The organism is Humidesulfovibrio sp. (genome assembly GCF_035560995.1).
In the GTDB taxonomy this organism is placed as follows: Bacteria; Desulfobacterota; Desulfovibrionia; order Desulfovibrionales; family Desulfovibrionaceae; genus Humidesulfovibrio.
In genome coordinates this window covers 1-25,197 of record NZ_DATMYK010000066.1, presented here as the reverse complement: position 1 = coordinate 25,197, position 25,197 = coordinate 1, and the positions used below count along the sequence as shown (strand labels likewise).

Annotated in this window: 27 protein-coding genes; 20 read left to right on the top strand and 7 right to left on the bottom strand. The window is 66.2% G+C overall.

Annotation, left to right across the window (positions count from 1 at the left end; genetic code table 11):
- Positions 1 to 232 precede the first annotated feature (232 nt).
- Positions 233 to 3,544, top strand: coding sequence for an AsmA family protein (locus VN419_RS02525; protein ID WP_325644107.1), 3,312 nt, complete (start codon positions 233 to 235; stop codon positions 3,542 to 3,544).
- Between the two features lie 43 nt (positions 3,545 to 3,587).
- A complete protein-coding gene (locus VN419_RS02520) occupies positions 3,588 to 4,991 on the top strand; it encodes a YihY/virulence factor BrkB family protein (protein WP_325644105.1) in 1,404 nt (467 codons plus the stop codon).
- A 3-nt stretch (positions 4,992 to 4,994) separates the two neighbouring features.
- Here the strand turns inward: VN419_RS02520 and VN419_RS02515 are convergent, their stop codons facing one another.
- Entirely contained in the window at positions 4,995 to 5,165 is a 171-nt protein-coding gene (locus VN419_RS02515) for a hypothetical protein (RefSeq protein WP_325644103.1), read from the bottom strand.
- Positions 5,166 to 5,311: 146 nt separating this feature from the next.
- On the opposite strand from VN419_RS02515, the gene VN419_RS02510 reads away from it, so the two are divergent.
- Entirely contained in the window at positions 5,312 to 5,773 is a 462-nt protein-coding gene (locus tag VN419_RS02510; RefSeq protein ID WP_325644101.1) for a Fur family transcriptional regulator, read from the top strand.
- Positions 5,774 to 5,811: 38 nt separating this feature from the next.
- Here the strand turns inward: VN419_RS02510 and VN419_RS02505 are convergent, their stop codons facing one another.
- Genes VN419_RS02505 through nth form a run of 3 tightly spaced genes read right to left on the bottom strand, consistent with a single transcriptional unit; the run spans position 5,812 to position 8,371 of the window.
- Entirely contained in the window at positions 5,812 to 6,531 is a 720-nt protein-coding gene (locus VN419_RS02505; RefSeq protein WP_325644099.1) for a YdcF family protein, read from the bottom strand.
- A complete protein-coding gene (gene tgt, locus VN419_RS02500) occupies positions 6,528 to 7,700 on the bottom strand; it encodes a tRNA guanosine(34) transglycosylase Tgt (protein WP_325644097.1) in 1,173 nt (390 codons plus the stop codon). Before tgt ends, VN419_RS02505 begins: the two co-directional genes overlap by 4 nt.
- Positions 7,697 to 8,371 (bottom strand): endonuclease III, encoded by a 675-nt coding sequence (gene nth / locus VN419_RS02495; RefSeq protein ID WP_325644095.1) that lies wholly within the window; start codon positions 8,369 to 8,371, stop codon positions 7,697 to 7,699. Before nth ends, tgt begins: the two co-directional genes overlap by 4 nt.
- A 257-nt stretch (positions 8,372 to 8,628) precedes the next feature.
- Here nth and VN419_RS02490 point away from each other — a divergent pair, with 257 nt between their 5' ends.
- From VN419_RS02490 to pal, 14 genes are all read left to right on the top strand, one after another.
- Positions 8,629 to 8,919, top strand: coding sequence for a hypothetical protein (locus VN419_RS02490; RefSeq protein WP_325644093.1), 291 nt, complete (start codon positions 8,629 to 8,631; stop codon positions 8,917 to 8,919).
- Between the two features lie 7 nt (positions 8,920 to 8,926).
- The gene (gene cutA / locus VN419_RS02485) at positions 8,927 to 9,313 is read left to right on the top strand and encodes a divalent-cation tolerance protein CutA (RefSeq protein ID WP_325644091.1); all 387 of its coding nucleotides are present in this window, start codon (positions 8,927 to 8,929) and stop codon (positions 9,311 to 9,313) included.
- 53 nt (positions 9,314 to 9,366) lie between these two features.
- A complete protein-coding gene (locus VN419_RS02480) occupies positions 9,367 to 10,302 on the top strand; it encodes a carbohydrate kinase family protein (protein ID WP_325644089.1) in 936 nt (311 codons plus the stop codon).
- A 105-nt stretch (positions 10,303 to 10,407) separates the two neighbouring features.
- Positions 10,408 to 11,535, top strand: coding sequence for an aminoglycoside phosphotransferase family protein (locus tag VN419_RS02475; protein WP_325644087.1), 1,128 nt, complete (start codon positions 10,408 to 10,410; stop codon positions 11,533 to 11,535).
- A 48-nt stretch (positions 11,536 to 11,583) separates the two neighbouring features.
- Entirely contained in the window at positions 11,584 to 12,210 is a 627-nt protein-coding gene (locus VN419_RS02470) for an adenylyl-sulfate kinase (RefSeq protein WP_325644085.1), read from the top strand.
- Positions 12,207 to 12,869 carry a hypothetical protein gene (locus VN419_RS02465; protein ID WP_325644083.1) on the top strand — a complete coding sequence of 221 codons (663 nt, stop codon included), beginning with the start codon at positions 12,207 to 12,209 and terminating at the stop codon, positions 12,867 to 12,869. The genes VN419_RS02470 and VN419_RS02465 overlap by 4 nt, the downstream gene beginning before the upstream one ends.
- A 169-nt stretch (positions 12,870 to 13,038) precedes the next feature.
- The gene (miaB, locus tag VN419_RS02460) at positions 13,039 to 14,499 is read left to right on the top strand and encodes a tRNA (N6-isopentenyl adenosine(37)-C2)-methylthiotransferase MiaB (protein WP_325644081.1); all 1,461 of its coding nucleotides are present in this window, start codon (positions 13,039 to 13,041) and stop codon (positions 14,497 to 14,499) included.
- Between the two features lie 2 nt (positions 14,500 to 14,501).
- Positions 14,502 to 14,999 carry a bifunctional nuclease family protein gene (locus VN419_RS02455; protein ID WP_325644110.1) on the top strand — a complete coding sequence of 166 codons (498 nt, stop codon included), beginning with the start codon at positions 14,502 to 14,504 and terminating at the stop codon, positions 14,997 to 14,999.
- 8 nt (positions 15,000 to 15,007) lie between these two features.
- The gene (locus VN419_RS02450) at positions 15,008 to 15,664 is read left to right on the top strand and encodes a histidinol phosphate phosphatase domain-containing protein (protein ID WP_325644079.1); all 657 of its coding nucleotides are present in this window, start codon (positions 15,008 to 15,010) and stop codon (positions 15,662 to 15,664) included.
- Between the two features lie 66 nt (positions 15,665 to 15,730).
- Positions 15,731 to 16,444 (top strand): MotA/TolQ/ExbB proton channel family protein, encoded by a 714-nt coding sequence (locus tag VN419_RS02445; protein WP_325644077.1) that lies wholly within the window; start codon positions 15,731 to 15,733, stop codon positions 16,442 to 16,444.
- Between the two features lie 9 nt (positions 16,445 to 16,453).
- Positions 16,454 to 16,942: a protein TolR gene (gene tolR / locus VN419_RS02440; protein ID WP_325644075.1), complete on the top strand. Its 489-nt coding sequence runs from the start codon at positions 16,454 to 16,456 to the stop codon at positions 16,940 to 16,942.
- A gap of 18 nt (positions 16,943 to 16,960) precedes the next feature.
- A complete protein-coding gene (locus tag VN419_RS02435; protein ID WP_325644073.1) occupies positions 16,961 to 17,884 on the top strand; it encodes a TonB family protein in 924 nt (307 codons plus the stop codon).
- 21 nt (positions 17,885 to 17,905) lie between these two features.
- A complete protein-coding gene (locus VN419_RS02430; RefSeq protein WP_325644071.1) occupies positions 17,906 to 19,210 on the top strand; it encodes a protein tolB in 1,305 nt (434 codons plus the stop codon).
- A gap of 137 nt (positions 19,211 to 19,347) precedes the next feature.
- Entirely contained in the window at positions 19,348 to 19,896 is a 549-nt protein-coding gene (gene pal, locus VN419_RS02425; protein ID WP_325644069.1) for a peptidoglycan-associated lipoprotein Pal, read from the top strand.
- Between the two features lie 243 nt (positions 19,897 to 20,139).
- Here pal and VN419_RS02420 read toward each other — a convergent pair whose 3' ends face one another.
- Genes VN419_RS02420 through VN419_RS02410 form a run of 3 tightly spaced genes read right to left on the bottom strand, consistent with a single transcriptional unit; the run spans position 20,140 to position 21,694 of the window.
- Complete coding sequence (locus VN419_RS02420; RefSeq protein WP_325644067.1) at positions 20,140 to 20,637, bottom strand: phosphatidylglycerophosphatase A; 498 nt, start codon at positions 20,635 to 20,637, stop codon at positions 20,140 to 20,142.
- Positions 20,634 to 21,062 carry a response regulator transcription factor gene (locus VN419_RS02415; RefSeq protein ID WP_325644065.1) on the bottom strand — a complete coding sequence of 143 codons (429 nt, stop codon included), beginning with the start codon at positions 21,060 to 21,062 and terminating at the stop codon, positions 20,634 to 20,636. Before VN419_RS02415 ends, VN419_RS02420 begins: the two co-directional genes overlap by 4 nt.
- Before the next feature lie 26 nt (positions 21,063 to 21,088).
- Positions 21,089 to 21,694 carry a D-sedoheptulose 7-phosphate isomerase gene (locus tag VN419_RS02410; protein WP_325644063.1) on the bottom strand — a complete coding sequence of 202 codons (606 nt, stop codon included), beginning with the start codon at positions 21,692 to 21,694 and terminating at the stop codon, positions 21,089 to 21,091.
- 238 nt (positions 21,695 to 21,932) lie between these two features.
- Here VN419_RS02410 and VN419_RS02405 point away from each other — a divergent pair, with 238 nt between their 5' ends.
- From VN419_RS02405 to VN419_RS02395, 3 genes are all read left to right on the top strand, one after another.
- On the top strand, positions 21,933 to 23,108 hold the full coding sequence (locus tag VN419_RS02405) for an ABC transporter substrate-binding protein (protein WP_414652907.1): 1,176 nt from the start codon (positions 21,933 to 21,935) through the stop codon (positions 23,106 to 23,108).
- Between the two features lie 152 nt (positions 23,109 to 23,260).
- On the top strand, positions 23,261 to 24,187 hold the full coding sequence (locus VN419_RS02400) for a branched-chain amino acid ABC transporter permease (protein ID WP_325644059.1): 927 nt from the start codon (positions 23,261 to 23,263) through the stop codon (positions 24,185 to 24,187).
- A 13-nt stretch (positions 24,188 to 24,200) separates the two neighbouring features.
- Positions 24,201 to 25,197: branched-chain amino acid ABC transporter permease (locus VN419_RS02395; protein ID WP_325644057.1), on the top strand; the 997-nt coding region annotated here is incomplete at its 3' end.

Genomic DNA, 25,197 nt, shown 5'->3' with positions numbered 1-25,197 from the left:
GTCGCGAGCCTTCCCGGCCTTGCGGCGGATTTCCCCCCCATCTTTTGCGTTTTGACTGCGGAACGCGCCCGGCCGGCGCAGCAGGCGTGAATCCGCCTTCCGGCTGGGATGCTTGCGGGGCCAGCCCAAAGCGGCTATGCCTTAAGCCGGGCCGTACGTACGGCAATGCCGCGTCTGGAGAGCTTCTCCCGGCGGCGGCCGCCCGCAATCCGGCGTCCCGAGAACGGAGACCATGCGCAAGAAACTTCTCGTCCTCCTCCTGTGCTGTCTGGGCCTGTTCGGCATCGCCAGCGGCTCGGCCGTGTGGTGGGCGTCACGCTACCTGCGCACGCCAGAGTTCCGTCACGAGCTGGCGCAGCTGGTGGAGGAGGCCACGGGCCGCACAGCGCGCCTGGACGGCGACCTCTCCTTGAGCTTCTTCCCCTGGTTCGGGCTCAAGGCCAAGGGCTTCAGCCTGGGCAACGATCCCCGCTTCGGCGAAACGCCCCTGCTCACGGCCAGCGGCATCAGCGCGCGCATCCGCGTGCTGCCGCTTTTGCAGCGCCGCCTGGTGTTCGACACGGTTGAGCTGGACAACGCCAGCATCGTGCTGACCATGGACGCGGAGGGGCGCGGCAACTGGGAGGGTTTGGCCGAGCATCTGCGCAAGCAGGAGGACGCCCAGGAAAAGGTCGGAGACTTTTTCCGGCGCATCACGGTGCGCGGCCTGCAGTTGACCGACGGCAACATCCGCCTGGACGACCACGCCCACAACCACAGCTACATCACCACCGACGTGGACCTGCGCACCGGGCGCATCGAGTCCGGCAAGGCCCTGCCCTTCACCGTGTCGCTCGATTTCTACTGGCCTCGGCCAGGACTTACCGCGCGGCTGAACGGCAGCGGCAAGCTGCACTGGAGCGCCGCCGATCCCGGCCCGCTGCTGACCGAGACCGCCGTGCAGGCCGAGGTGGGCGGCGTGTTCATGCCCAAGACCGCGCCCAGGGCCGGGCTTTCCACGGTGTTGAGCGTGGAGGGCGGCGGAAAGCACCTCAAGCTGTCCGAAACGCGCCTGCGCATCCTGGGCTATGACGTGGAAGGGGAGATCACCTTCCTGGACGTGACCGAGATGTTCCACCTGGAGGCCAAGCTGCAGCTGGGGCGCTTCAGCCCGCGTTCGGTGCTCAACGCCTACTGGCCGGGCACCATCGCCCATGATTACCAGGGAGCGCTGAACACGGCTTCCGGCCCGCTGAACATCTCCGCCGACGTGAACAAGCTGGTGTTCGAAACGCCGGGCTTCAGCCTGGACAACTCGCAGCTCAAGGGCTTTGCGCGCATGGGCTTCGACAACGGCACCGGGCTTGATTTCGACATCGCGGCCAATCAGCTGGACGCCGACGCGCTCATTTCAGCCTTCACTTCCAACGCCACCAGCCCGCCGCTGGTGGTGGCCGACCTGCCCCTGGACTATCTGCGCGCCGTGCATGGCGCCGGCCACATCAAGGCCGAGAGCCTGAAGCTCGCGGGCGTGGCCGCGCAGGGAGCCCAGGTGGAATGGCGGGGCGCGGCGGGCGTGCACAAGGCGCAGATCAAACCCGTGAAGGCTCAGGGCGGCAGCGCCTCAGCTGAGCTTTCAGCCGTCTTCGGCGAGGGCCCGCGCGACCCCAGGCTCCTGTCCGGTGCGGGCGCGCCCGTGCTCGGCTGGTCCGGCTCGCTCTCCATGCTGGGGGTGGATGCCCGGCAGGTCTCGTGGCTGAACAAGCCCGGCCTCGCCACCAGCGGCCGCATGGATCTGCGCGCCAAGGCCGAGGCCAAGCCCGTGCAGGCCGCGCTTACGGCCACGCTGCCGCATGTGGTGCGCCGCGCCGTGGCGGATGTGCAGGTCAGTCTGGCCTCGTCGGTGCTCGACTGGTCGGCGGACGTTACTGCGGGCAAGGCGCAGGCCAAGGGCGCGTCCGCGGGCCAGTCAGCCAGCCAGGCTGCGAACCAGGCCGCAAGCTCGCCAAAGCGGATGTTCTTTTCCTCGCTCCAGGCGCAGGCGCGCTTCACTCCCGCGCCTGTGGCCGATGCCGACTGGGCCCTGCAGATGGACGCCGGGCTTTCCGCCGTGGGCACCAAGCCCCTGCTGAATCTGGATGGCCGCGTGTCCGGCCTGTTGCGCGGCCAGAAGGGCGGCAAAGTGCTCCTGACCGGGGCCAATGCGAGCGGCAGGCTCAAGGGCTGGTTCCTGCCCAAGCGCGAGAACGAGGCCAGCTTCAACGGCCGTGGCGCCCTCGACTTTTCCGCCCAGACCCTGAATCTTTCCTCGGCCTCGGTGCAGGCTTGCGGCGTCAACGTCGGCGGCGCGGTGAACGGCACCAAGGTGCTGGGCGCGGACTGGGCGCTGGCCGGACGTCTGCGTTGCCAGGACGGCGACCCCAAGCGCGTGCTGGCCGCGCTTGATCTGCGCGTGCCAAAGGCCTCGGACCGGCGCGTGCTGCAGCGGCTTTCGGGCGAGGGCGACCTGACCCTCTCGGGCAAGGGGGCCAGCCTGGCCAACTTCTCAGGCCAGCTGGACGACATGCCTCTGCGCGGCTCCTACGCAGTGCAGAATTTCGACGCCCCGCGTCAGAGTGTGACCGTTTCCGGCGGCAATTTCGACCTGGACCGCTACCTGCCCGCGCCGGAAGTTCCCAAGCGCGGCGCGCCGCCCACGCCGCCCACGCCGGAGGCCCTGCCCGTGGACGCCCTGCGCGACCTGAACCTGGAGGGCAGCGTGGCCCTGCGCAGCTTCAAGTACCGGGGCGTGACCACGCGCGACTTCCGCGCCACGGCGCGCGCCGGGGGCGGGCAACTGCTGCTCAAGCCCTTTGGCGGCAATTTCTACGGCGGCACGCTCACGGGCGAATTTTCGGCCCAGGTGCAGGGCAACGCCATGCAGACCCGGCTGGCCGTGGCCATCAAGGATTACCAGGCTGGACCGTTCATGCTCGGCTGGACGGGCAAGGAACTGGTCACCGGCAAGGCCGACCTGTTCCTGGACGTGACCGGCACGGGCGCCACGGACCTTGAGGTCATGCGCACCCTGGAGGGTCTGGGCAGCATCAAGATCACCGACGGCGCCTACTATCTTTCCGGCGCGGCGGAGGCCCCGCAACCGCAGAGTACGGCCCCGCAGCCGCGGCGCTCCGGGGCCGCCTCCATGCAGCAGGGCCAGCAGCAAAGCCAGCAGCCGGGCCAGGCTCCGGGTCCGTTGCCGGGCCACAAGCCGGGCTCGCCCTTCAACCTGGCTTCGGCCAAGCTCCGGGTGAGCCAGGGCTGGTTCCGCTCCGACGACTTCCGCCTGGACGCGCCGACCATGGCCGTGACGGGCAAGGGCCGCTTCTCCCCGGCGGAGGACCAGATCAACGTGAACCTGGCCGTGAACATGACCGGCATGCCCGTGGTGCCTATCAAGGTCTTCGGGCGCTTGAAGGATCCGGAGATGGAGATTTCCACGGGCACCCTCATCAGCAACACCATCAAGAGCCTGCTGGGCATACCGCTTAAACCCATAAAGTTCTTCAAGGATCTTCTTTTCTAGCAGTTTTTCTAGCCAGGCGGGCGCGGCGCCGGGAGGAGCAGGCATGACAGGGCAGGGACGCACGGGCATGAAAGGCAGGGTGGAGCGCCACTTCCGCCACGACATCTGGGCCAAGGACATCGACGCCGCCGTGGGTCTGCGCCGGTGGGTGCTGGCGGTGTCGCGGCTCGTCTACATGGTCAGCACGGGCTTCCTGGCCGACCATTGCATCATCCGCGCCTCGGCCCTCACCTTCACCACCATCCTGTCCATCGTGCCGCTTCTGGCCGTGGCGTTCTCCATTTCCAAGGGCTTCGGCCTGCAGAACGCGGACTTCTTCCGCGACTTCCTCATGGGCGTTTCCGCCGGGCGGGCGGAGGTGGTGGACAAGATCCTCCAGTACATCGCCAACACCAACGTCAAGACCCTGGGCTGGATCGGCGTGGCCACGCTTTTGATCACCGTGTTCACCACCGTGGGCAATGTGGAGCGCGCCTTCAACACCATCTGGAGCGTGAAACGCGGCCGCACCAGCTGGCGCAAGTTCACGGATTTCTTCTCCGTCATCGTCATCTGCCCCATCATCGTGCTGGTGGCCGCCAGCTTCACCGTTGCCGTGCAGAAGCTCGACCTGGTGCACGAGTTCGTCAGCAATCCCGGCTATGACTGGCTGGAGAAGTTCCTGCTCAAGCTTGTTTCCCTGGCGCTTGTGTGGGTGGGCTTCATCTTCGTGTACGCCTTTGTGCCCAATACGCGCGTGCGGCTCAAATCGGCCATCGTGGGCGGCATGGTGGCGGGCACCCTGTGGCAAACGGCCCAGTGGCTGTACATCCACTGGCAGATAGGCTTCACCAAGTACAACGCCATCTACGGCAGCTTCGCCCAGCTGCCGCTGTTCCTCGTCTGGCTGTACATCAGCTGGATCATCGTGCTGCTTGGCGCGGAGCTTTCCTACGCTATGCAGCACCTGCACACCTTTGTGCGCCGGGGACTTTCCGAGCGCTTGAGCCCGCTCTCGCGCCAGAAGGTGGCGGCGGCGGCCTTGACGCACATCGCCGCGCGCTTCGAGGCCGGGCTTTCGCCGCTTTCGACGGAGGCCTTGTCGCGCGAATTGCGCCTGCCCGAGGATGTGGTGGTGGACGCCCTGGCCGCCCTGGCCGACGCGGGCATGACCGTACCCCTGGGCGAGGAGGACGCGCGCGGCTACGGCCTGGCCGTCTCGGCCGAGAACATCCGTATGGCCGAGGTGCTGGACGTGCTGGCCATATGCGGCGATGGCGGGGAGTGCGGGGGCATGGTCATGCACCCCGGCGTGGAGCCGCTGTTCGCGGCCTTTGCCGAGGCCGTGCGGGCAAGCGCGGCCAACGTTACCCTGGCGGAATTTGCGCGCAGGGAAGCCGCCGCCCTCAAGACCGAGGCGGCGCGGACGCGAGAACTGGAAGCCATCCGCGAACGCGGCGGGAAGTAGAAATCAGTAAGAGAACGGGAACTTGCGCCCGTCCTTCTCGTAGATCTTGCTTTTGTCGAAGTCGAAGTCCAGGAGTTCCATGTCGTGCTGTTTTCTGGGCTTGCGCGCCAGGCGGCAGGCCACAAGGCCAAGCACGAACACGCCTCCTAAAACCCACAGGGAAAGTTCCAGCATGACCAGCCCTTTTTGTTGCAGTGCGCGCGGAACTTACGCGCGGCGTCAATACACCCCAGGGGTGGGTGCTTGTCAAGACGGGAAAACCGCCGCGCAGGGCCATTCGTGATTGACAGAAACGCCGGGCATTCCATAAGAGGCACCACATGCGCCCTATAAAAGACTCCACGGACCGACTGACACCGCATCAGGCGTTTACCTCCTATCTCCAGGAGCATCGCCTCAAGATCACCCCGCAGCGCCGGCTGATTCTGGACATCTTTCTGCTGGAGCCGGGACACGTCTCATCCGAGGAATTATACGCCAAGGTCAAGAAGCGCGACGCGAGCATCGGCCAGGCCACGGTGTACCGCACGCTGAAGCTTCTGGCGGGCTGCGGCCTGGCGGAGGCCGTGAGCTTCGCCGACGGCATCACCCGCTATGAGCCGCACTTCGGCGTGGACCACCACGACCACCTCATTTGCGAGGACTGCGGCCGCACCATCGAGATCGTGGACCAGGTCATCGAGCGCAGGCAGGAGGAGCTGGCCGCCAAGTACGGCTTCAGCCTGGCCCGGCACAAGATGGACCTCTACGGCCAGTGCCCGGAGTGCAAGCCCAAGAGCTAGACGCTCCGCCCCCCGCCTTTCTTCATACTCCCCGCTTATTACCCGGCCTGCCGCGTGGCGGCGGGCTGCGTTGCGCCGTCCAGCCGCCCGGCCTCGCCCGTTTGGCCAGGGTCGCCTTGCCGCGTGGCTTCCTCCGCCCGGAAGGGCCGGCCCAGGTAATAGAACAGGAACTTGGCACTCTCTAAAAGCACCTGTCGGGCCGAGGGCTGGTGCGTCCACCATTTGGGTTCGAAACGTTCGTACGGCGGGGGCGAGAAGATGAGCTCGCGCCCGGGCAGCAGCCGGCTCAGGATGATCTTGGCCCTGCGGCAGTGGTAGGGCGAGGTGACCACGATGACGGTCTTGGCCTGCGGCGGCAGCAGGCGCGCCAGGTGCTCACCCTCGTCCACGGTGCTGAGCAGATTCTGGCCATAGAGTACCACGGCTTCCTTCGGCACCCCCTTGGCGATCAGGTACAGCCGGATGCGCTCCTCCTCGGGCATGAAGGGCGGGGCCAGGGGCTCGCCGGGTTCATCCGGCTCATAGGCCGGGCGGCCGGTATAAATGACCGGGGCCAGGCCCTGCATGTAGAGGTCGGCGGTGTGGCGCGCCCGGCGAGGATCTCCGGCGAGCAGGACGATGGCGTCGGCGGGCTTCAGCTCGTCGTTCACCGGCAGCCACCACCCGGCCGTAAGCAGCAGCGCGCCGCCCAGAAGCACAGCCAGCAGGCTGAACGCCCCCCAGACCTTGAGCAGGAAGCCCAGGGCCTTGCGGATCATTTGATGCCGTCCCCGTTGCCAGGGGCGAACACGTCCACGTAGCGCGCCTTGAGCTGGGCGAAGCGGCCCTGCTCGATGGCCTCCCGCGCCTGGCGCACCAGGGTGAGGAAGAAGGCGATGTTGTGCAGGCTGTTCAGCCGGTAGCTCACGATCTCACCGGCCACGAAGAGATGCCGCAGGTAGGCCTTGCTGAAGGTGCGGCAGGTGTAGCACTGGCAGTCCGGGTCCAGCGGGCTGTCGTCCTCGCGGTACTCGGCCCGGCGGATGTTCACCTTGCCCCGGCTGGTGTAGAGTGTGCCGTTGCGCGCGTTTCTGGTGGGCAGCACGCAGTCGAACATGTCCACCCCGGCCCCGATGCCCTCCAGGATGTCCAGCGGGGTGCCCACGCCCATGAGGTAGCGCGGCTTGTCCGCGGGCATGAGCGGCGCGATGTGCTGGAGCATGTCGTACATCTCCGGGATGCTCTCGCCCACGGAAAGCCCGCCGATGGCGAAGCCGTCGAAGTCGATCTCGGTCAGCTGCTCCAGGCTGCGTTCGCGCAGGTCCTTGAAGAAGCCGCCTTGGTTGATGCCGAAGAGCAGCTGGCCGTTTTTGTGCTTCGGGTGGGCCTCGCGGCAGCGCTTGGCCCAGCGGGTGGTCAGCTCCAGGCTTTTGGCCGTGTAGTCGTAGTCCGCGCCGTAGGCCACGCACTCGTCCAGCACCATCATGATGTCCGAGCCGATGTTGTTCTGAATGCTCATGACCTTTTCCGGCGAGAAGAAGTGCTTGCTGCCGTCCAGGTGCGAGCGGAACTCCACGCCGTCCTCGCTGAGCTTGCGGATTTCCTTCAGGCTGAAGACCTGGAAGCCGCCGCTGTCGGTCAGGATGGGCTTGGTCCAGTTGGCGAAGCGGTGCAGGCCGCCCTTGCGGGCCAAGAGCTCGTCGCCCGGGCGCAGGTACAGGTGGTAGGTGTTGCCCAGGATGATCTGCGCGCCGGCGTTTTCAAGGTCGTCGGGCGCAAGGGCCTTCACGCTGCCCTGGGTGCCCACGGGCATGAAGATGGGCGTCTGGATGACGCCATGGGCCGTGGTGAGGCTGGCGCGGCGCGCCTGGCCGTCCGTGGCGTGGATGGTGAACTGGCCGAGGTTCGTCAGGTCGGTCGTCAGGTCGTTCGTCGGGTCGTGGGTCATGGGAGTCCTTTTCTGGGGCAAAGATGGGCCAGCGGGCAGGCGTCGCACTTCGGCTTGCGGGCGTCGCACACCTCGCGTCCGTAAAACACCAGGTAATGGTTGATGTCCGCCCACTGGGAGCGGTCGAAAAGCGGCATCAGGTCGCGTTCGATGATTCTGGGGTCGCGGCTTTCGGTGAAGCCCAGGCGGAAGGCCAGGCGCGTCACGTGGGTGTCCACGGCGATGCCCTCGTTGATGCCGAAGGCGCTGCCGAGGACGATGTTGGCCGTCTTTCTGGCCACGCCGCCAAGGGTGATGAGCTCGGCCATGGTGCGCGGCACCTCGCCATTGTACACGGCCATGATGCGCTCGGCCGCAGCCTTCAGGTTCTTGGCCTTGTTGTGGTAGAAGCCCGTGGAATGCACCACTTCCTCAATCTCCCGCACGTCGGCCCTTGCCAGGTCGGCTATCGTGGGCCAGCGGCGGAAAAATTCCGGCGTCACCTTGTTCACGCGGGCGTCGGTGCACTGGGCGGCCAGGGCCGTGGCCACCAGCAGGCCCCAGGGGTCCTTGAAGTCCAGCATGGGCGCGGGCGCGGGGTAGCGCGCGGCCAGGATGGCGAACACGGCCTGGGCGCGTTCCCTTTGCTTCTTGGGCGGTTTTGCCGGGGCCTTGGCGGGCGTGGCGGACATGTGCTGCGGGCTCCTTTGCGCTGTGTGCCAGGGGGCTCGCGCCGGAGCGCGATTTTCAGGCGTGGGTAGCATCCGCCGCCGTGGGAGGCAAGAGCGGGCAGGGCGCCCGTGGGGGCGCACGGCCCTTGCCTGACCGCAGGCCCCCGGCCAGCGCCCGCATTTCGTGTTGCCAGACGCCATGAAGTGTGATTGAAACCGGAGATGCGGGGGCGGCGCGCGCCACACCCCGCGCAACGCATCAGCACGAGGGCAGCACCTTGAAAAAGCTCGTCATCTTCGCCATTGGCTCCTATGTCCTGCTCATGTTCGCCGGCATGGTCTTCGCCCAGGCCAGCGCGGGCAGAATGACGGCGGAACGCTGCTCCGCCTGCCACAGCACCGCGCGCATCTGCGAGAAGCTGGGCAACCGCACCCCGGAGGTCTGGCTGCAGACCGTGGAGCGCATGAAGAGCAACGGGGCCAAGCTCTCCGACGCTGACGTGACCACCGTGGCCGAGTACCTGGCCACGGCCAAGCCGGGCGCCAAGCTCCTCTGCGGCGGCAAGTAGGCGAGCCATGGCCGCGCAGCTGGTGAACACCGCGCCGACCAGCATGGCGCCGGCCGACACTGCGCCGGTAACCACCATGCTGGTCTACGTCACCGCCCCCAGCCTGGAGGAGGCCGAAAACCTGGCCCGGCTGGCGGTGGAGGGACGGCTGGCCGCCTGCGCCAACATCCTGCCGGGCATGCGTTCCCTGTACTGGTGGCAGGGGAAGCTTGAGCAGGCCGAGGAAACCGTGCTCCTCCTCAAGACCACCGAGGAGCTGGCTCCGGCCCTGACGAGCGCCCTGACCGCGGCCCACAGCTACGAGTGCCCGTGCGTGGTGGCCCTGCCCATCACTCAGGGCAACCCCGATTTTCTGCGCTGGATAGCGGACGAGACCGCGCCCCGGCCGTCGTAACCCCGGACGCCACACATTCCGGCGGGCTGCGGCCCGCCATATCTGGAGGATTCATGCAGCTTTACGTCGCCGGTTCCCTGGCCCTTGACCGCATCATGAACTTTCCCGGCAAATTCGCCGACCACATCCTGCCGGACAAGATCCACATTCTGAACGTGTGCTTCCTGCTGGAAGGCCTGAACGAATACTACGGCGGCACCGCGGGCAACATCGCCTACAACCTGTCCATGCTGGGCGAAAAGCCGCTGATCCTGGCCTGCGCGGGCAAGGACTTCGCCCCCTATGCCGAGCGCCTGAAAGGCCTGGGCCTGCCGCTTGAGGGCGTGCGCATCGTGGACAGCCAGTTCACCGCCGGGGCGTACATCACCACCGACGAGACTGACAACCAGATCACCGGCTTCAACCCCGGCGCCATGCGCGAGCGCTGCGGCTACGCCTTCCCGCAGAAGCACGGGGGCCCGGTGATGGGCATCGTTTCGCCCACCAACGTGAACGACATGATCGAACTGCCCGCCTACTTCAAGAAGGCCGGCATCCCCTACATTTTCGATCCGGGCCAGCAGATCACCGCCCTTTCCGGCGCGCAGATGGCCGAGGCCATCGAAGGCTCCTTCGCCCTGTGCACCAACGACTACGAGCTGGAGCTGGTGATGAAGGCCACGGGCTTCTCCCGCGCGGAGCTGCTCAAGCGCACGGGCGCGCTGGTCACCACCCTGGGCGAGCAGGGCAGCATCATCGCCGAGGGGACCAAGGAAACCAAGGTCGCGCCGGTGAAGGTGGACAAGGCCCTGGATCCCACGGGCGCGGGCGACGCCTTCCGCGCGGGCATGCTGAAGGGCCTGTGCCTGGGCCAGAGCCTGCCCCAGGCGGCGGAGCTGGGCAGCGTGTGCGCGGCCTTCTGCGTGGCCAAGAAGGGCACCCAGGAGCACAGCTTCACCATGGACGCCTTCAACCAGAGCCTCACGACCCACTTCGGCCGCAGCATCTAGGCTGCGCGGCCTTTGGCCCGGCATCCCGCCGGGTCTGCACCGCGTCCGCGCCTGCCGCACAGCGGCACGGCTCCCAGGGCGCAAGAACCGGTAGGGAGGGTCACGATGATCGACCTGAAGCCGGAAAGCGTCTCCGAGTACCTGCGCCGGGCCTTCGGGCCTGGCGCGGTCCTCACGGACCTGGGGGCCATCGGCACCCTGGACAAGCAGGGCATCAAGCGCTTCGGCTACGGCAAGCCCCTGCTGGTGCGCTTCAGCGTGGACGGCGAGCCCCGCGAGGGCGTGCTGTCCGTCATGCGCGGCGACAAGTACGGCCACCAGTTCTACTGGGACCGCGCCGCCATCCTCATGTTCCAGTTCGAGACCTCCGCCCTGTTGCCGCGCCATGTGCGGCCCATGGGCCTGGGTTACGTGGACGCGGCGAACCGCCTCATCCCCGTGGCCGAGCCGCGCGAGTTCTTCATCATGAACGAGAAGCTCGAGGGCTACGACTATTTCCTGGACCTGGAGCGCATCGGCCGGGGCGACTACCGCCCGGCGGATCTGGACATGGCCAAAAGCCTTGCCCGCTGGCTGGCCGAGATCCACGCCAAAAAGAAGGACGACCCGGACCTGTACTACCGCCACGTGCGCAACCTGCTGGGCGCCAGCGAGTGCATCATGGGCCTCGTCGACGAGGCCTTCCCCCACCCCTGCGCCTTCATGCCCGACGCGGACTTCATACGGCTGGAGAAGCGGCTCATCGACTGGCGCTGGCGCTTGCGCGGCTTCGCCCACCGGCTTTCCGCCGTGCATGGCGACGTGCATCCCTGGAATATCCTGGTGGACGGGCCCGACAAGGAAGACCGCGATTTCTCCGTGCTGGACCGCAGCCGGGGCGAGTGGGGCGAGCCCGCCAGCGACGTGGCTTCGCTTGCCGCCAACTATCTGCTCTTCGGCCTGTTGCAGAACCCGGACGCCGCCCGGCCCGGCCCCCTGTTTCAGGGGCCCTTCGCCGAGCTGTGGACCGCGCTCTTTGAGGACTACCTGGCGGCCAGCAATGACGCGGACATGCTGCGGGCCCTGGCCCCTTTCTTCGTATTCCGCGGGCTGGTCATCGTCTCGCCCGAATGGTATCCTAACCATCCCGAGCCAGTGCGCCGCGCGCTCCTGCGCTTCATCGCCCGCGTGCTGGAGGATGAGGTTTTCGACTGGCGCAACGTGAACCGGTATCTTGATGAACGAGCCGACTGATGTGCGAGCAGGCGGATGAGCGAGCCGGATGAAAAGGGAGGCCCAGGCATGAACACGACACCGAGCCCCGGCTGGGCCCTGTGGTTCACCGGTCTGCCCGGGTGCGGCAAAAGCACCATCGCCCGCGCCGTGCGCGCGGAGCTTGCCGCGCGCGGCGTGGAGGCGGACCTGCTGGCCATGGACGAGCGGCGGCGGGCCTATTTTCCCCATCCGCAGTACACGGCCGAGGAACGCGCCCAGGCTTACGATCTCATCGTGCGCGAGGCGGCAGAACTCACGGCGCAGGGGCGCGGGGTCATCATCGACGCCACGGCCCACAAGCTTGCCATGCGCGAGGCGGCGCGCCCCGTGATCGCGCGCTTCGCCGAGGTGCTGGTGCGCTGCCCCCTGCCCGAGGCCATGCGCCGCGAGGCCGTGCGCGGCGCGCAGCAGGCGCACCACAAGGCCTACGTCATGCCCGGCATGTACCAGAAGGCCCTGGTGCGCAAGCGCACCGGCGCGCCCGTGCCCGGCCTGGGCCAGGTGGTGGGCGTGGATGTGGACTATGAGGAGAACCCCGAGGCCGAGTGCGTCCTCGACGCGCTGAAGCCCGTGGAGGAAAACGCCCGCGCCGTGCTGAACTTTCTGGACGCCTGGCTGCCCGGCCTGCCGCCGGAACAGGGCGACGCCGCGTGACGCCCGCTCCTCTTCTGTCGGGAGGCCTGCCCCCGGAAGTCCTGGCCGACGCGGCCTATGTCTTCGGCCTGTGGACGGGCTGGGGCGTGCTGCACAGCGTCACGGCCTCGCGCCGGCTCAAGGCGGCCCTGGAAGTGGCCCTTGGCCCGCGCTACGCCCTGTATCCCTTCGTGTACACGGTCATCAGCCTGTGGACCTTCTGGCTGGTGCTGGCCAAGGAGCCGGACCTGCCGCAGGTGTTGTGGGCGCTTGAGGGCGCGCCGAAGTATGTTCTGCATGCGCTCCAGGCCGCGGGGCTCGGCCTGCTGGCCTGGGCGGCGGTGAGCGTGGCGGGCCTCAAGATGCTCGGCCTGCCGCAATTGGCCGACATGCTGCGCGGCCGCGTGCCCGACGAGCGCGACATCCACAAGGATTTCAAGTCCACAGGCGCCTACGCCCTGGTGCGCCATCCCATGCATGCCGGGGGCATCCTGTTCCTGGCCTGCATGCCCTCGCAAACTTTGGGCGGCCTTGTCTTTTCCCTGTTCGGCTGCCTGTACATGGTCATCGGCACCTTGCTTGAGGAACGTAGGCTGCGCCGCGACCTGGGGCCGGTCTGGGCGGACTACGCCCGGCGCGTGCCGATGTTTTTGCCATTTTTCGTCAAACGCCAGAATTGAATGGGCCGCTTGGCCGGGGATGCGGGCGGGGAAGGCGGTTTTGCGCCGTTTCGCCCGCTCCGTGTCTCATCGCGGGTCTTTTTCCAGGCGTTGACCTGCGGCGCGAAGGGGTCTATGCCCGCTTCCGAACGCTGCCGCGCGTCTGATTGAAACACTTTCGGAGCCCTCCTTGGACAAGACCTTTCATATCATCACCTTCGGTTGCCAGATGAACGTGGGCGATTCCGACTGGCTGGCCCGCGCCCTGGTGGCGCGCGGCTGGCGGCAGGCGGCGGAGGAAGACGCCTGGCTCTTCGTGGTCAACACTTGCAGCGTGCGCGACAAGCCGGAGCAGAAGGTCTACAGCGAGCTCGGCCGATTGGCGGCCTATCAGCGCAAAAAGCCAGGCCTCACGGCGGCGGTGGGCGGCTGCGTGGCCCAGCAGATCGGGCGGGGTTTCTTTGACCGCTTTCCCTTTGTGCGCCTGGTCTTCGGGTCGGACGGCATCGCTGGGGCTCCGGACGCCCTGGAGCAGCTGGCCGAAGATTCCAAGGCGCGCATCGCACTGCTCGATTTCCTCGCCGCCTACCCGGAGCGCGAGGACGTGCTGAAGCCTCTGGCCAGTGCGCCCGCGCCAGCGCCTGCCTTCGACGCCGACGCGGGCGAGCCCGACGCCGGCCCGGCCCAGGCCTTCGTGAACATCATGCAGGGCTGCGACAACTTCTGCGCCTACTGCATCGTGCCCTACACGCGCGGCCGCCAGAAATCCCGCGCCGCGTCCGCCGTGCTGGACGAGTGCCGCACCCGGGTGGAGCAGGGCGCGCGGGAGATCACCTTGCTGGGCCAGAACGTGAACAGCTACGGCCTGGATCCCTCGCGCAAGGACGCGGGCGACGCCACCGGCGGCGGGGTGGGCTTCGCCGAGCTGCTGCGCCAGGTGGCGGCCATCCCCGGTCTGGAACGCCTGCGCTTCACCACCTCGCACCCCAAGGACATCGACCCCGCGGTCATCCGCGCTTTCGGCGAGCTTCCGAACCTCTGCCCCTCCCTGCACCTGCCCCTGCAGGCGGGCAGCGACGCGGTTTTGAAGCGCATGGGCCGCAAGTACGATCGCGCAAAATATCTCGCAATCGTGGCCGAGCTGCGCGCCGCCCGGCCGGACATCGCGCTCACCACGGATCTCATCGTGGGTTTCCCCGGCGAGACCGAGGAGGATTTCCAGGCCACCCTGGAGATGATGGAGCGCGTGCGCTTCGAGTCGAGCTTCTCATTCCGCTATTCCGACCGGCCCGGCGTGGCCGCCGTGCGCATGACGCCCAAGGTCGAGGAATCCGTGGCCCAGGAGCGCCTGTTGCGCTTGCAGTCTTTGCAAAATGGCATTACTAAAGAATCTCTAAAAAGCCTTGAGGGTCGGGAAACCGTCGTTTTGCTGGAGGCGAAGAGCCGCAGACAGGACGAAGGCGCGACCTCCTGGCGCGGGCGCGACGAAGCCGGGCAGGTGGTGAACATCCGTCTGGACGGGTGCGCGCCAGACTCGTGTGGTGGCGAAAGTGGTGGCGGGCGTGAGTTGGCGGGACTCATGGTGCGCGCGCGCATCGTGGAGGCCAAGAACCACTCCCTGATTGGGGAAAAGGTGGGCCAGCCGTGGTAGAGATGAAGATTTTCGGCCTCGCCGTGGACGAGAAGGCCCAGTCGCCGGTGGTCATCCTCAAGGATGAAGCCCGCGATCTGGCCTTGCCCATTTGGGTCGGTCCGGTGGAGGCCATGGCCATCTCTCTCGCCATCAACGCCGTGGAGACGCCCCGGCCCATGACCCACGACCTCATCGGCCGCGTGGTGGCGGCCCTTGCCGCGCGCCTTGCCGCCGTGGAAGTGGTGGCCCTGCGCGAGGGCACCTTCTACGCCGAGCTGGTGCTTGCGACGCGCGAGGGCGAAGCGGGCAAGACCGAGCGGGTGGACTGCCGCCCGTCCGACGCCATTGCGCTCGCCGCGCGCCTGAATGTGCCCATTCTGGTGTCCGAGTCCGTGCTGGCCGAGGCGGGCACGCGCACCCTGGAGAGCGCCAGGGCCGAGTTCTCCGGCGCGGAGCGCGACAAGTGGACGGACGAGTTGGAGAATCTTTCCCCCGACGACCTCAAATACAAGATGTGAGGGCGCACATGATTGATCTGCATACCCACACCACCTTCAGCGACGGCGAGCTGATCCCGGCCGAGCTCATCCGCCGGGCCAAGGTGGCCGGGTACCGCGCCATCGCCATCACCGACCACGCCGACGCCAGCAACATCTCCCTCATCCTGGACAATGTGCGCCGCCTGACCGGCCCCTACGCCCATTACTTCGATATGGAAGTGCTGGCCGGAGTGGAGCTGACCCATGTGCCCCCGGCGCTCATGGCCGATTTCGTCCAGATGGCGCGCGACGCCGGGGCGCAGATCGTGGTCTGCCACGGTGAGACCGTTGTGGAGCCGGTGGCCCAGGGCACCAACCTCGCGGCCATAGAGGCCCGCGTGGACGTCCTGGCGCACCCCGGGCTCATCACCGAAGTGGAAGTGAAGCTTGCGGCGGAGTACGGCGTGGCCCTTGAGATCACCACCCGGCGCGGGCACAGCTACGCCAACGGCCACGTTGCGGCCCTGGCCCGGCGCTTCGGCGCCAAACTCGTCATCGACAACGACGCCCACGCCCCGGGCGACCTCGTGTCGCGCGATTTGCGCCACAAGGTGGGCATGGGCGCGGGCCTGACTCAGGAAGAGATCGCCCAGGCCACCATGAACGCCTGGGCCATTGTGGAGCGCTGCCGAGGCGGGCGCTAGTTTTTTCGTCAGCAATACGCCCCGGCCACACCCGGCCGGCCGCGCACAGTGGAAGGAGACAGACGCATGATTCCTGAAAGCGGATTCTTGGGCATGATGCTGGGGGCCACCCTGGGCGTGCAGGTCGTCCTGGTGTTTCTCACCATGATGTCCCTGTGGAGCTGGACCATCATCTTCCACAAGCTCATCTTGTACAACCGCACCAAGAAACAGGTCAGCCGCGGCTACGCCCTGTTCAACGACGCCAGCGACCTTTCCGAGGGCCTGTCGGCCATCAGCCGCGACGAGGGTTCGCCTTTGAGCAGCGTGGGCCTGCTCGCCGTGGGCGAGTTCCGCAAGCTGGAGAAGGCCGACATTGAGCGCGACCGCAAGCGCATGCTGGTGAAGGACACCCTGCGCCGCGTGCTGCGCCAGGGCGTGAGCGAGGAAATGAAGCGCCTGTCGAGCTCGCTCTCCTTCCTGGCCACCTGCGCCAACGCGGCCCCGTTCATCGGCCTCTTCGGCACGGTGTGGGGCATCATGCACGCCTTCCACTCCATCGGCCTTTCGCAAAGCGCCGCGCTGGCCACCGTGGCCCCGGGCATCTCCGAGGCCCTGGTCACCACGGCCATCGGCCTTGTGGTCGCCATTCCGGCCACCATCGCCTACAACTACCTGCTGGCCATGCTGGGCGAGGTGGAGACGGAGCTGGTGAATTTCGCGGGCGCGTTCCTCAATCGCGTGGAGCGCGAGGTTTCGTGGGCTTCGGGGACGTCGGCTTCCGGCACCCGGAACCACTAGGGGGCGGTCATGGGCGCAAGCGTAGGCAAAGGCCCGCGCGGCTATATGGCCGAGATCAACGTCACGCCCTTTGTGGACGTGATGCTGGTGCTGCTCATCATCTTCATGGTCACCGCGCCCATGCTGACGCAGGGCGTGGACGTGGACCTGCCCAAGACGCGCAGCGTGCGCACCCTGCCAGCCGGCAGCGACCACTTGGTGCTGACCGTGAACAAGGACGGCGGGCTCTTCCTGGATGAATACAACGTCCCCTTCGACGACCTGCGCAACCACCTGACGAATCTGGTTGTTTCGCAGCACAAGCAGCTGTACCTGCGCGCCGACAAGGAAGTGCCCTACGGCGTGGTGGTCAAGGTCATGGGCGAGATCAAGAGCGTGGGCATCGAGAAGCTCGGCATCGTGGCCGAATCGAGCGAACAGAACGTTCCCGGCCAGCCCGCCGGCCAGCCCTCTGGCCAGCCCTCTGGTCAGACTGGCGACAAGGCCAAGAAGCCCTAGGCTTACGAGGTTTTTGCAGTGCAGGAATCCAGGCGATCCACCAGCTTCTTCCTCTCGCTTGCGCTGCATGCGACGCTTGTGGTGCTGGCCATGCTTAACTTAAGCGCCAACCTCAAGCTGGACATGGACAAGCCCATGTACACGGTCGACCTCGTGTCGCTGAATCCTTCCGAGGATCCGGCCGCGGGCGAGACCGGCGAGGCCGCTGGCGCGCCCCCGGCCCTGGCCGAGGGCCAGCCCGAGGAGCAGCAGGCCCAGGCCGCGCCCATTCCGCCCGCGCCCGCCCAGGCCAAGCCGGAGCCCAAGCCCACGCCCAAGGTGGACGACGCCAAGGCCATCAGCGAGAAAAAGGTGGACGAGAAGAAGAAGCCGGAGAAGAAGGAAGAAAAGAAGGAAGACAAGACCCCGCCCAAGCCCGCAAAGCCCGAGGAGAAGAAGCCCACCAAGGAGGAGCTGCTGAAGCAGGCCCTGCAGGACGTGAAGCAGGACGTCTCCTCCAAGGGCAAGACCGCCAAGGCCACCGAGCCCAAGCCCGACCCCGTGGCGGGCGAGCTGGCCGCGCTGCGCAAGTCCACCGGCGGCAACATATTTACCGCGGGCGGCACCGGCCCCGGCGGAGCCGGAGGCGGCAAGGGCACGGGCGCCGGTGGCACCGGCACCGGGCTCATGAGCGTCTACGGCGACATCGTGAAGCAGATCATCCGCAAAAATTGGCGCTACCAGACCTTCGGCACGGAGACCAATGTGGCCGTGACCTTGGAAATCAAGATTGATCCGCAGGGCAAGATATTGAGCTCCAAGGTGGTCACGCCCTCGGGCAAGGCCGGGTTCGACGACTCGGCCATGCGCGCCGTGGCCGAAACCCAGACCCTGCCGCCCCCGCGCGTCAAGTCCCTGGACACCCTGCGCATCACCTTCAACCTTCAGGACGTGCTGAAGTAACTTCAGCAATCTGTGAGCAAAATGAAACTGAAGACCTGGATACTGACCTGCCTCCTGGTTCTGCTGTTCACCGAGGGCGCACGCGCTGGCGACGCCATGTCCGTCGACATCTTCGGCCCCGGCCAGAACAAGGTGAACATCCTTGTGCTGCCCGCGCGCGGCCCCGGCGGCCCCGGCAGCAGCGCCCTGGCCAAGAATTTCGCCGAGACGGTGCAGAGCGACATCAGCTACCTGCCGTTTTTGCGCCTGGCCTACATGAACGAGATCCTGGGCGGCGATCCGAGCAAGGGCCTCAAGGCCGACGACATCGACTTCAAGCCCCTGCAGCTGGGCCGCATTGATCTGGTCATGACCGTGGGCGCCCACGGCCAGGAGATAGAGGCCCGCGTGTACGAGACCTACACGCGCAAGCTCCTGGTGGGTAAATCGTACAGCCAGGTGGACGATTCCGGCGTGGCCCTGGTGGCCGACCGCTTCACCGCCCAGCTCATGCGCGTCTTGACCGGCAAGAGCGGCTTCTTCGACTCCACCCTGGCCTTCTCCAAGAAGGTCAACGGAGGCAAGGAGCTGTTCACGGGCTCGGCGCTGGGCCGGGGCATCACCCAGATCACCAATGACGGCGGCTTCAACGTCAGCCCCTCCTGGTCCAAGGACGGCCGCTACGTGGCCTACACCAACATCTCCGACAAAGGCCACCGCCTGGGCATCTGGGATCGCGCCAAGCGTTTCTCGCGCCTGCGCAAGTTCGGCGGCAACGTGGCCATCAGCCCCACCTTCGCCCCGGACGGCCGCATCGCCATTTCCCTGTCGATAAACGGCCACCCGGACATCTATCTGCTGGACAAGGACATGAACCCCGGCCAGCCCCTGGCCCCCAGCTGGGCCATCAGCGTCTCCCCCAGCTTCGACCTTTCCGGCCGCAAGATGGCCTTCTGCTCCGGCCGCCTGGGCGGGCCGCAGATCTTCCTCCTGAATCGCGACAGCGGCGCGGTGGAGCGCATCACCTACGAGGGCAACTACAACACCAGGCCGTCCTTGAGCCCCGACGGGCGCTTTCTGGTCTTCGCGCGCATGACAGGCGACGGGCACCGCATCTTCATGCGCGACCTTGTGGCGAGCCAGGAGCGGCAGATTACCTTCGGACCCGGCAACGACGAGGATCCGAGCTTCGACCCGGACGGCTACTTCGTGTCCTTCGCCTCCAGCCGCAACGGCGGCACCAAGATCTTCGTCACCACGCGCTACGGCGATCCGGCCAAGCAGATACCCACCGGCGCGGGCGACGCCATGGCTCCGGCCTGGGGCGTTGCACCGGCTCTTGATTAGGCGGTCAAAAAGGCTCTTGCATTTCGTGTTAAACAGGCGGAAGATGCGCCCCTGGACAAACACGCAGACTCATGTAGAAGAATATCGGAAGGCTCTGTAACGCGCGCTTGAGCGCAACGGAATTTGAAGGAGGAACCATGAACGCCAAACGTCTTTTCGGTAGCATTTTGATGATGTGCATGCTGGTGGCCCTGGGCGCCGGTTGCGCCAAGAAGACCACGGACTCCATGCCCGCCTCGGCCACCAAGGTCGAGATCTCGGACAAGGACACTGACTGGCAGAGCAAGCCCGCCCCGTCCCGCAGCCTCACCGAGGACGAAATGCGCGCCCAGATGCGTGAGCAGGCCCAGCGCGACCTCGGAAACATGATTTTCTTCGCCTTTGACTCCTTCGAACTGACCCCGGAAAGCCGCGACGTGCTGAACGCCAAGGCCGAGGCCATGAAGAAGTACTCCCTGTTCAACATCGTCATCGAAGGCCACTGCGACGAGCGCGGCACCAGCGAGTACAACCTCGCCCTGGGCGAGCGCCGCGCCAAGGCCGCACAGCAGTTCCTGAATCAGCTGGGCATCCCCGACAGCCGCATGACCATCGTCAGCTACGGCAAGGAGCGTCCGCTTGAGGCCGGCAAGACCGAGGCTTCCTGGTCCAAGAACCGCCGCGACGAATTCAAGCTCCAGAACTAGTTCCGTCTCTTCCGCCTTTACGAACCGCCGTTGCCCCCGGGCAGCGGCGGTTTTTTTGCGTCCGCCTGCCAGCGAGTGGCCGGGCGCATGGCCCTCGAATGCCTGGTGCAGGGCCAGCAGAAGCGTTCGGGGCAAAGGCGGCGGGGATCCGTTTGCATGGGCGCACGCCCGGAAAAGCCTGGAGTTTGGCTGTGCGTCCGGCCGGGCAGGCGGAGAGGAATGGGGAACGCGCCGGGTTTGCGGCTAGATGAACAGGCGCAGCAGGGCGAAGGCCCCGGCGGCGAAGACTCCGGCCAGCAGATCGTCGAGCATGACGCCGATGCCGCCGGGCACGCCGCGGTCCACGGCGCGGATGGGCCAGGGCTTCAGGATGTCGAAAAGCCGGAACAGGGCGAAGAGGGTCAAAAGGTCAAGGGGCATGGACTGGTCCCAGCCCGCAAGATGAAACGGCGCGAAGGCCGTCCACTGGCCCAGCAGTTCATCCACCACCACGCAGCCGGGGTCCTTGCGCCCCAGGGCTTCTTCGGCCCGGCTTGCGGCCCAGGCCCCCAGGCCCAGCACCAGCGCCAAGGCGGCCAGCCGCGCGGGCAGGGGCAGCGGCATGAAACACCAGGGTGCGACCGCCGTGGCCGCCAGACTGCCCCAGGTGCCGGGCGCCTTGGGCAGGCGGCCGATTGGCCCGAGTGTGGCTATGAACACGGCCACGTTGTCCAGGGGGGAGAGAAAGCGCTGTCCGTTCATGCTGCGGGCTTGCCAAGCGTATCGGGGGTGATGAAGCCGAGGGTGGAGAGTTCGTCCATGAGCTCGCGGGCGCGGAAGGGCTTGGTCAGAAAGGAGGCGGCGTGGCCGTGGATGAATGCGCGCGAGGCCGTGTTGTGGTCGTTCAGCACCGTGGTGACGATGACCTTGGCCCGGGCGGACTCGCTCAGGTCAAAGGCGTCCTCAGTGGCGCGCAGCTGCTCCAGGGTCCGCAGGCCGTCGATGCCGGGCAGCATGATGTCGAGGAAGATCAGGTCGAAGGGGGCGGCCAAAGCCAGGGCGCGCTGGTGCTCGCGCAGGCAGGCTTCGCCCGTGCCCACGGCGGTGCAGGCGGCGTGCGGTTTCAGGGCGAGGAGCAGGAACTCGCGGTTGACCTGTTCGTCCTCGACGATGAGCGCCTTGAGCATGCCTGCCTCCCGGCCAGCTGGCGGGCCTAGCCCTGGCCCAGCTCCATCACGGCCTCGAACAGAAAGTGGTCCACCACGTGGCAGAGCATGTGCCCTGCAGCGATGTGCACTTCCTGGATGACCGCGGTGTCTTTGCTGGGCACGCTGATGAGGTGGTCGCACAGGGGCTCCATCTCACCGGTCATGGAGCCGCACATGCCGATGGTGACGAGCCCGCGGGTCTTGGCCTCGCGCAGGGCGGCGATGACGTTTCTGCTGGTGCCGGAGGTGCTGATGCCGATCAGGATGTCTCCGGCCAGGCCCAGGGCCTGCACCTGCTTCACGAACACCAGGTCGAAGCCGTAGTCGTTGCCGATGGCGGTGAGGATGGAGGTGTCGGTGGTCAGCGCCATGGCGGGTAGGGGCGGGCGCTCCAGCTTGAAGCGGTTCACGAACTCCGCTGCCAGGTGCTGGCTGTCGGCGGCGCTGCCGCCGTTGCCGCAGAACAATATCTTGCCGCCCTCGGTGAGGGTGAGGGCCATGACGCGGGCGATGTCCACCAGCGCCTGGGCGTTTTCTTCAAAGAACGCCTCGCGGGCGCGCAGGCCTTCGCGGGCGTGCTCCAATACTTTGCGTACAGCTTTTTCAGACATGAGGGCTCCGTGGTATGGCAAGAAATTTCGCCAAGCGGCAAGTGAAATACACGAATTCTCAACCACAGGCAACGCGGTGTGCGGCGTATGGCCGGAGAATAATATTCGGCGCGCGGGCAGACGCCCCGCTGGTTGGAAAAAACCCTTTGAACTCCATTTCCGTTTGGGTTAGATGAGGAAATGCGGTTTGGGTTGCACAGATTTTTACAATTTTCGTGAGGAGGAACGGATGAAAAAGATGACCGGCAAGGTGCTTGTGGCGATCTTCGCCCTGGCCCTGGGCTCTCTCGCCCTTTTGGGCTGCGGCAAGGACAGTGACACCATCAAGGTGGGCTTCAACCTCGAGCTGACCGGCGACATCCCGAAGGTCGGCGAGGCTTCGAAGTTCGCGGCCGAGATGCTCAAAGAGGACATCAACTCCAAGGGCGGCCTGGAAGTGGGCGGCAAGAAGTACAAGCTTGAGTTCATCTACCAGGACAACGAAGCCAAGGCTGAAAGCGCCGTCAACGCCGCTCTGAAGCTCATCAACCAGGACAACGTCGTCGCCATCGTCGGCCCGAACTCCTCCAAGCAGGCCATCCCGGCCGGCGCCACCTGCAACGACTCGCAGGTCGCCATGGTGACCCCGTGGTCCACCAACCCCGACACCACCAAGGACCGCCCCTGGGTGTTCCGCGCCTGCTTCCTCGACCCCTTCCAGGGTCCGGTGGCCGTGAACTTCGCTTCCAAGCAGTTCGGCGCCAAGACCGCCGCGGTCATCTTCGACATCGCCAACGACTACTCCAAGGGCCTGGCCGAGATCTTCAAGGCCGAGTGGGAGAAGAAGAGCGGCGCTGGCAGCGTGGTCGGTTTCGAGTCCCACGGCACCAAGGACCAGGACTTCTCCGCCCAGCTGACCAAGATCATCGCCGCCAAGCCTGACTTCATCTTCGTTCCCGACAACTACAATCAGGTCGCCCTCATCGTGAAGCAGGCCCACGACCTCGGCTACAAGGGCCCCTTCATGGGCTCCGACGCCTGGGGTTCCGCTGAGCTCATGACCCTGTGCGGCAAGGACTGCATCGGCCAGTACTTCAGCACCCACTACGCCGCCGCCGGCGCCCAGGGCGCGACCAAGGAATTCATCGACCGCTACAACACCAAGTACAAGTACGTGCCGGACGACGTGGCCGCCCTGACCTGGGACGCCACCCGCCTTGTGCTGCAGGCCATCCAGGCCGCCGGCAAGGTCGAGAAGGACATCAAGGCCGAGCGCAAGATCGTGCGCGACGCCCTGGCCGGCATCAAGGAATTCGCGGGCATCACCGGCAACATGAAGTTCGCCGGCACCGGCGACCCCAACAAGTGCGCCGTGGTCGTCCAGATCAGCCCCGAGGGCAAGTTCGAGTTCAAGGAAAGCGTCTGCCCCGAGTAGACGCATAGGTGATACCGCGCGGCGGGGGCCGTTTTGGCCCCCGCCCGCCTCGTTTTGCGCAAAGGACAGCCCGTCAGATTCAGCACCGCCGGGACGGCGGACCCCCTAACGGCCCGCGCGCAAGCTTCACTCTCAAAGCCAAGGTGCCCCCGGTGGAAATTTTTCAGCATATCCTGAACGCGTTGCAGTTCGGCAGCTTCTACGCCCTCATCGCCCTGGGCTACACCCTGGTCTACGGCGTGCTCCGGCTCATCAATTTCGCCCACGGCGACATCTTCATGGTCGGCGCGTACATCGCGTTCTTCGTGGCGGTGTCGCTTCTGGGAACGGGCGGCGTGCCGCTCGGCCTGAGCATGGACCCGGCCCTGGCGCTTGCCATCACCGTGCCCCTGACCATGGTGCTCACCTCCCTGGTGGGCGTGGCGCTTGAGCGCACCATGTACCGGCCCCTGCGCCGCAAGGGCGCCAACCGGCTTTATGTCGTCATCACCGCGCTTATGGCCGGTTTGATGCTTGAGAACGGCAACCTGGCCCTGCTGGGCGCCAGCCGCAAGCGCTTCCCGGACATGATCGACAAGGTGGTGTGGGACCTGGGCGGCGGCATTTCCGTCACCAACCTCAAGGTCATCGTCATCGTGGCCGCCATCGCGGTGTTCCTGCTTTTGCAGTTCATCGTCACCAAGACCAAGATCGGCATGGCCATGCGCGGCATCAGCTACGACAAGTTCGCCATCCCGCTCATGGGCATCCCGCTGGACACCATCATCGTGTTCACCTTCATCCTGGGTTCCAGCATGGCCGGTCTGGCGGGCATCCTCTTCGCCATGAGTTACCCCATCCTCGAGCCCTACATGGGCGCGCTCATCGGCTGGAAGGCCTTCATCGCGGCGGTTGTCGGCGGCATCGGCGACATCCGGGGCGCCATCGTGGGCGGCTTCCTGCTCGGCTTCATCGAAATCGGCGTTGTCGCCGTTTTCCCCAGCACCCTGCGCGACCTGTTCGCCTTCTCGGTGCTCTTAATCATCCTCTGGCTCAGACCCACGGGCATCTTCGGCGTGGCGCAGACCACCAAGATCTAGGCAGGACGCGCGCATGCAGAAACATACCGTCACCATCGGCGTTTTCGCCCTCATCGCGCTCATTGCGGTGCTGGCCCAGTTCAACGTCCTCGACCGTTATTACGTGTCCGTGCTCATGTTCATGGGCGTGAACATCATCCTGGCCACCAGCCTGAACCTGGTCAACGGCTACATGGGCGAGTTCTCCTGCGGGCACGGCGGCTTCATGTGCGTGGGGGCCTACGTGTCCTCCCTGTGCACGGTGCTCATGTTCAGCAAGAACGCCATCCTGGGCGCGCCGCTTCTGCCGCCGTCCATGACCTTCATCGGCTTCCCCCTGGCCCTGCTGGCCGGCTCCCTTGTGGCGTCCGTGGCCGGTCTCGTGGTGGCGGTGCCCTCGTTCAAGACCCGCGGCGACTACCTGGCCATCATCACCCTGGCGGCCAACTACATCGTCATCTCGGCCATCAACAACATGGAGATCATCGGCGGGCCGAGAGGCTTCATGGGCATGAGCGCCACGGAAGTGGGCATGAAGTCCGTGCTCGACATCCCCTGGGTGCTCATCTTCACCATGCTGGGCACCCTGTTCTCGGTCTGGCTGCTCCGGCGCTTTGTGTCCTCCACCCTTGGCAAGGGCGTTCCCGCCATCTGCCAGGACGAGATCGCGGCGGAGATCATGAGCGTGGACACCAACCGCATGAAGCTCATCGCCTTCATGCTGTCCTCCGGCCTGGCGGGCCTGGCGGGCGGCCTGTACGCCCACATCCTGGGCTACGTGAATCCGCAGAGCTTCGACATCATGCGCTCCACCGAGATCATGGTCATGGTCTACCTGGGCGGCATGGGCTCGCTTTCGGGCACGGCCCTGGCGGCGGTGCTGTTCACGGTGCTCATGGAGGCCCTGCGCTTCCTCGACGTGTGGAAGTGGGTGGTCATCCCCCTGCTGCTGATTTTGTTGATGCAGTTCCGGCCGGAAGGGCTCATGGGCAACAAGGAGCTTTCCGACCTGTTCCCGAAACTGCGCAAGT

Coding starts and splice junctions, on each gene's coding strand:
- VN419_RS02525 (WP_325644107.1), top strand. CDS start 233: ATGCGCAAGAAACTTCTCGTCCTCCTCCTGTGCTGTCTGGGCCTGTTC.
- VN419_RS02520 (WP_325644105.1), top strand. CDS start 3,588: ATGACAGGGCAGGGACGCACGGGCATGAAAGGCAGGGTGGAGCGCCAC.
- VN419_RS02515 (WP_325644103.1), bottom strand. CDS start 5,165: ATGCTGGAACTTTCCCTGTGGGTTTTAGGAGGCGTGTTCGTGCTTGGC.
- VN419_RS02510 (WP_325644101.1), top strand. CDS start 5,312: ATGCGCCCTATAAAAGACTCCACGGACCGACTGACACCGCATCAGGCG.
- VN419_RS02505 (WP_325644099.1), bottom strand. CDS start 6,531: ATGATCCGCAAGGCCCTGGGCTTCCTGCTCAAGGTCTGGGGGGCGTTC.
- tgt (WP_325644097.1), bottom strand. CDS start 7,700: ATGACCCACGACCCGACGAACGACCTGACGACCGACCTGACGAACCTC.
- nth (WP_325644095.1), bottom strand. CDS start 8,371: ATGTCCGCCACGCCCGCCAAGGCCCCGGCAAAACCGCCCAAGAAGCAA.
- cutA (WP_325644091.1), top strand. CDS start 8,927: ATGGCCGCGCAGCTGGTGAACACCGCGCCGACCAGCATGGCGCCGGCC.
- VN419_RS02480 (WP_325644089.1), top strand. CDS start 9,367: ATGCAGCTTTACGTCGCCGGTTCCCTGGCCCTTGACCGCATCATGAAC.
- VN419_RS02475 (WP_325644087.1), top strand. CDS start 10,408: ATGATCGACCTGAAGCCGGAAAGCGTCTCCGAGTACCTGCGCCGGGCC.
- VN419_RS02470 (WP_325644085.1), top strand. CDS start 11,584: ATGAACACGACACCGAGCCCCGGCTGGGCCCTGTGGTTCACCGGTCTG.
- VN419_RS02455 (WP_325644110.1), top strand. CDS start 14,502: ATGAAGATTTTCGGCCTCGCCGTGGACGAGAAGGCCCAGTCGCCGGTG.
- VN419_RS02450 (WP_325644079.1), top strand. CDS start 15,008: ATGATTGATCTGCATACCCACACCACCTTCAGCGACGGCGAGCTGATC.
- VN419_RS02445 (WP_325644077.1), top strand. CDS start 15,731: ATGATTCCTGAAAGCGGATTCTTGGGCATGATGCTGGGGGCCACCCTG.
- tolR (WP_325644075.1), top strand. CDS start 16,454: ATGGGCGCAAGCGTAGGCAAAGGCCCGCGCGGCTATATGGCCGAGATC.
- VN419_RS02430 (WP_325644071.1), top strand. CDS start 17,906: ATGAAACTGAAGACCTGGATACTGACCTGCCTCCTGGTTCTGCTGTTC.
- pal (WP_325644069.1), top strand. CDS start 19,348: ATGAACGCCAAACGTCTTTTCGGTAGCATTTTGATGATGTGCATGCTG.
- VN419_RS02420 (WP_325644067.1), bottom strand. CDS start 20,637: ATGAACGGACAGCGCTTTCTCTCCCCCCTGGACAACGTGGCCGTGTTC.
- VN419_RS02415 (WP_325644065.1), bottom strand. CDS start 21,062: ATGCTCAAGGCGCTCATCGTCGAGGACGAACAGGTCAACCGCGAGTTC.
- VN419_RS02410 (WP_325644063.1), bottom strand. CDS start 21,694: ATGTCTGAAAAAGCTGTACGCAAAGTATTGGAGCACGCCCGCGAAGGC.
- VN419_RS02405 (WP_414652907.1), top strand. CDS start 21,933: ATGACCGGCAAGGTGCTTGTGGCGATCTTCGCCCTGGCCCTGGGCTCT.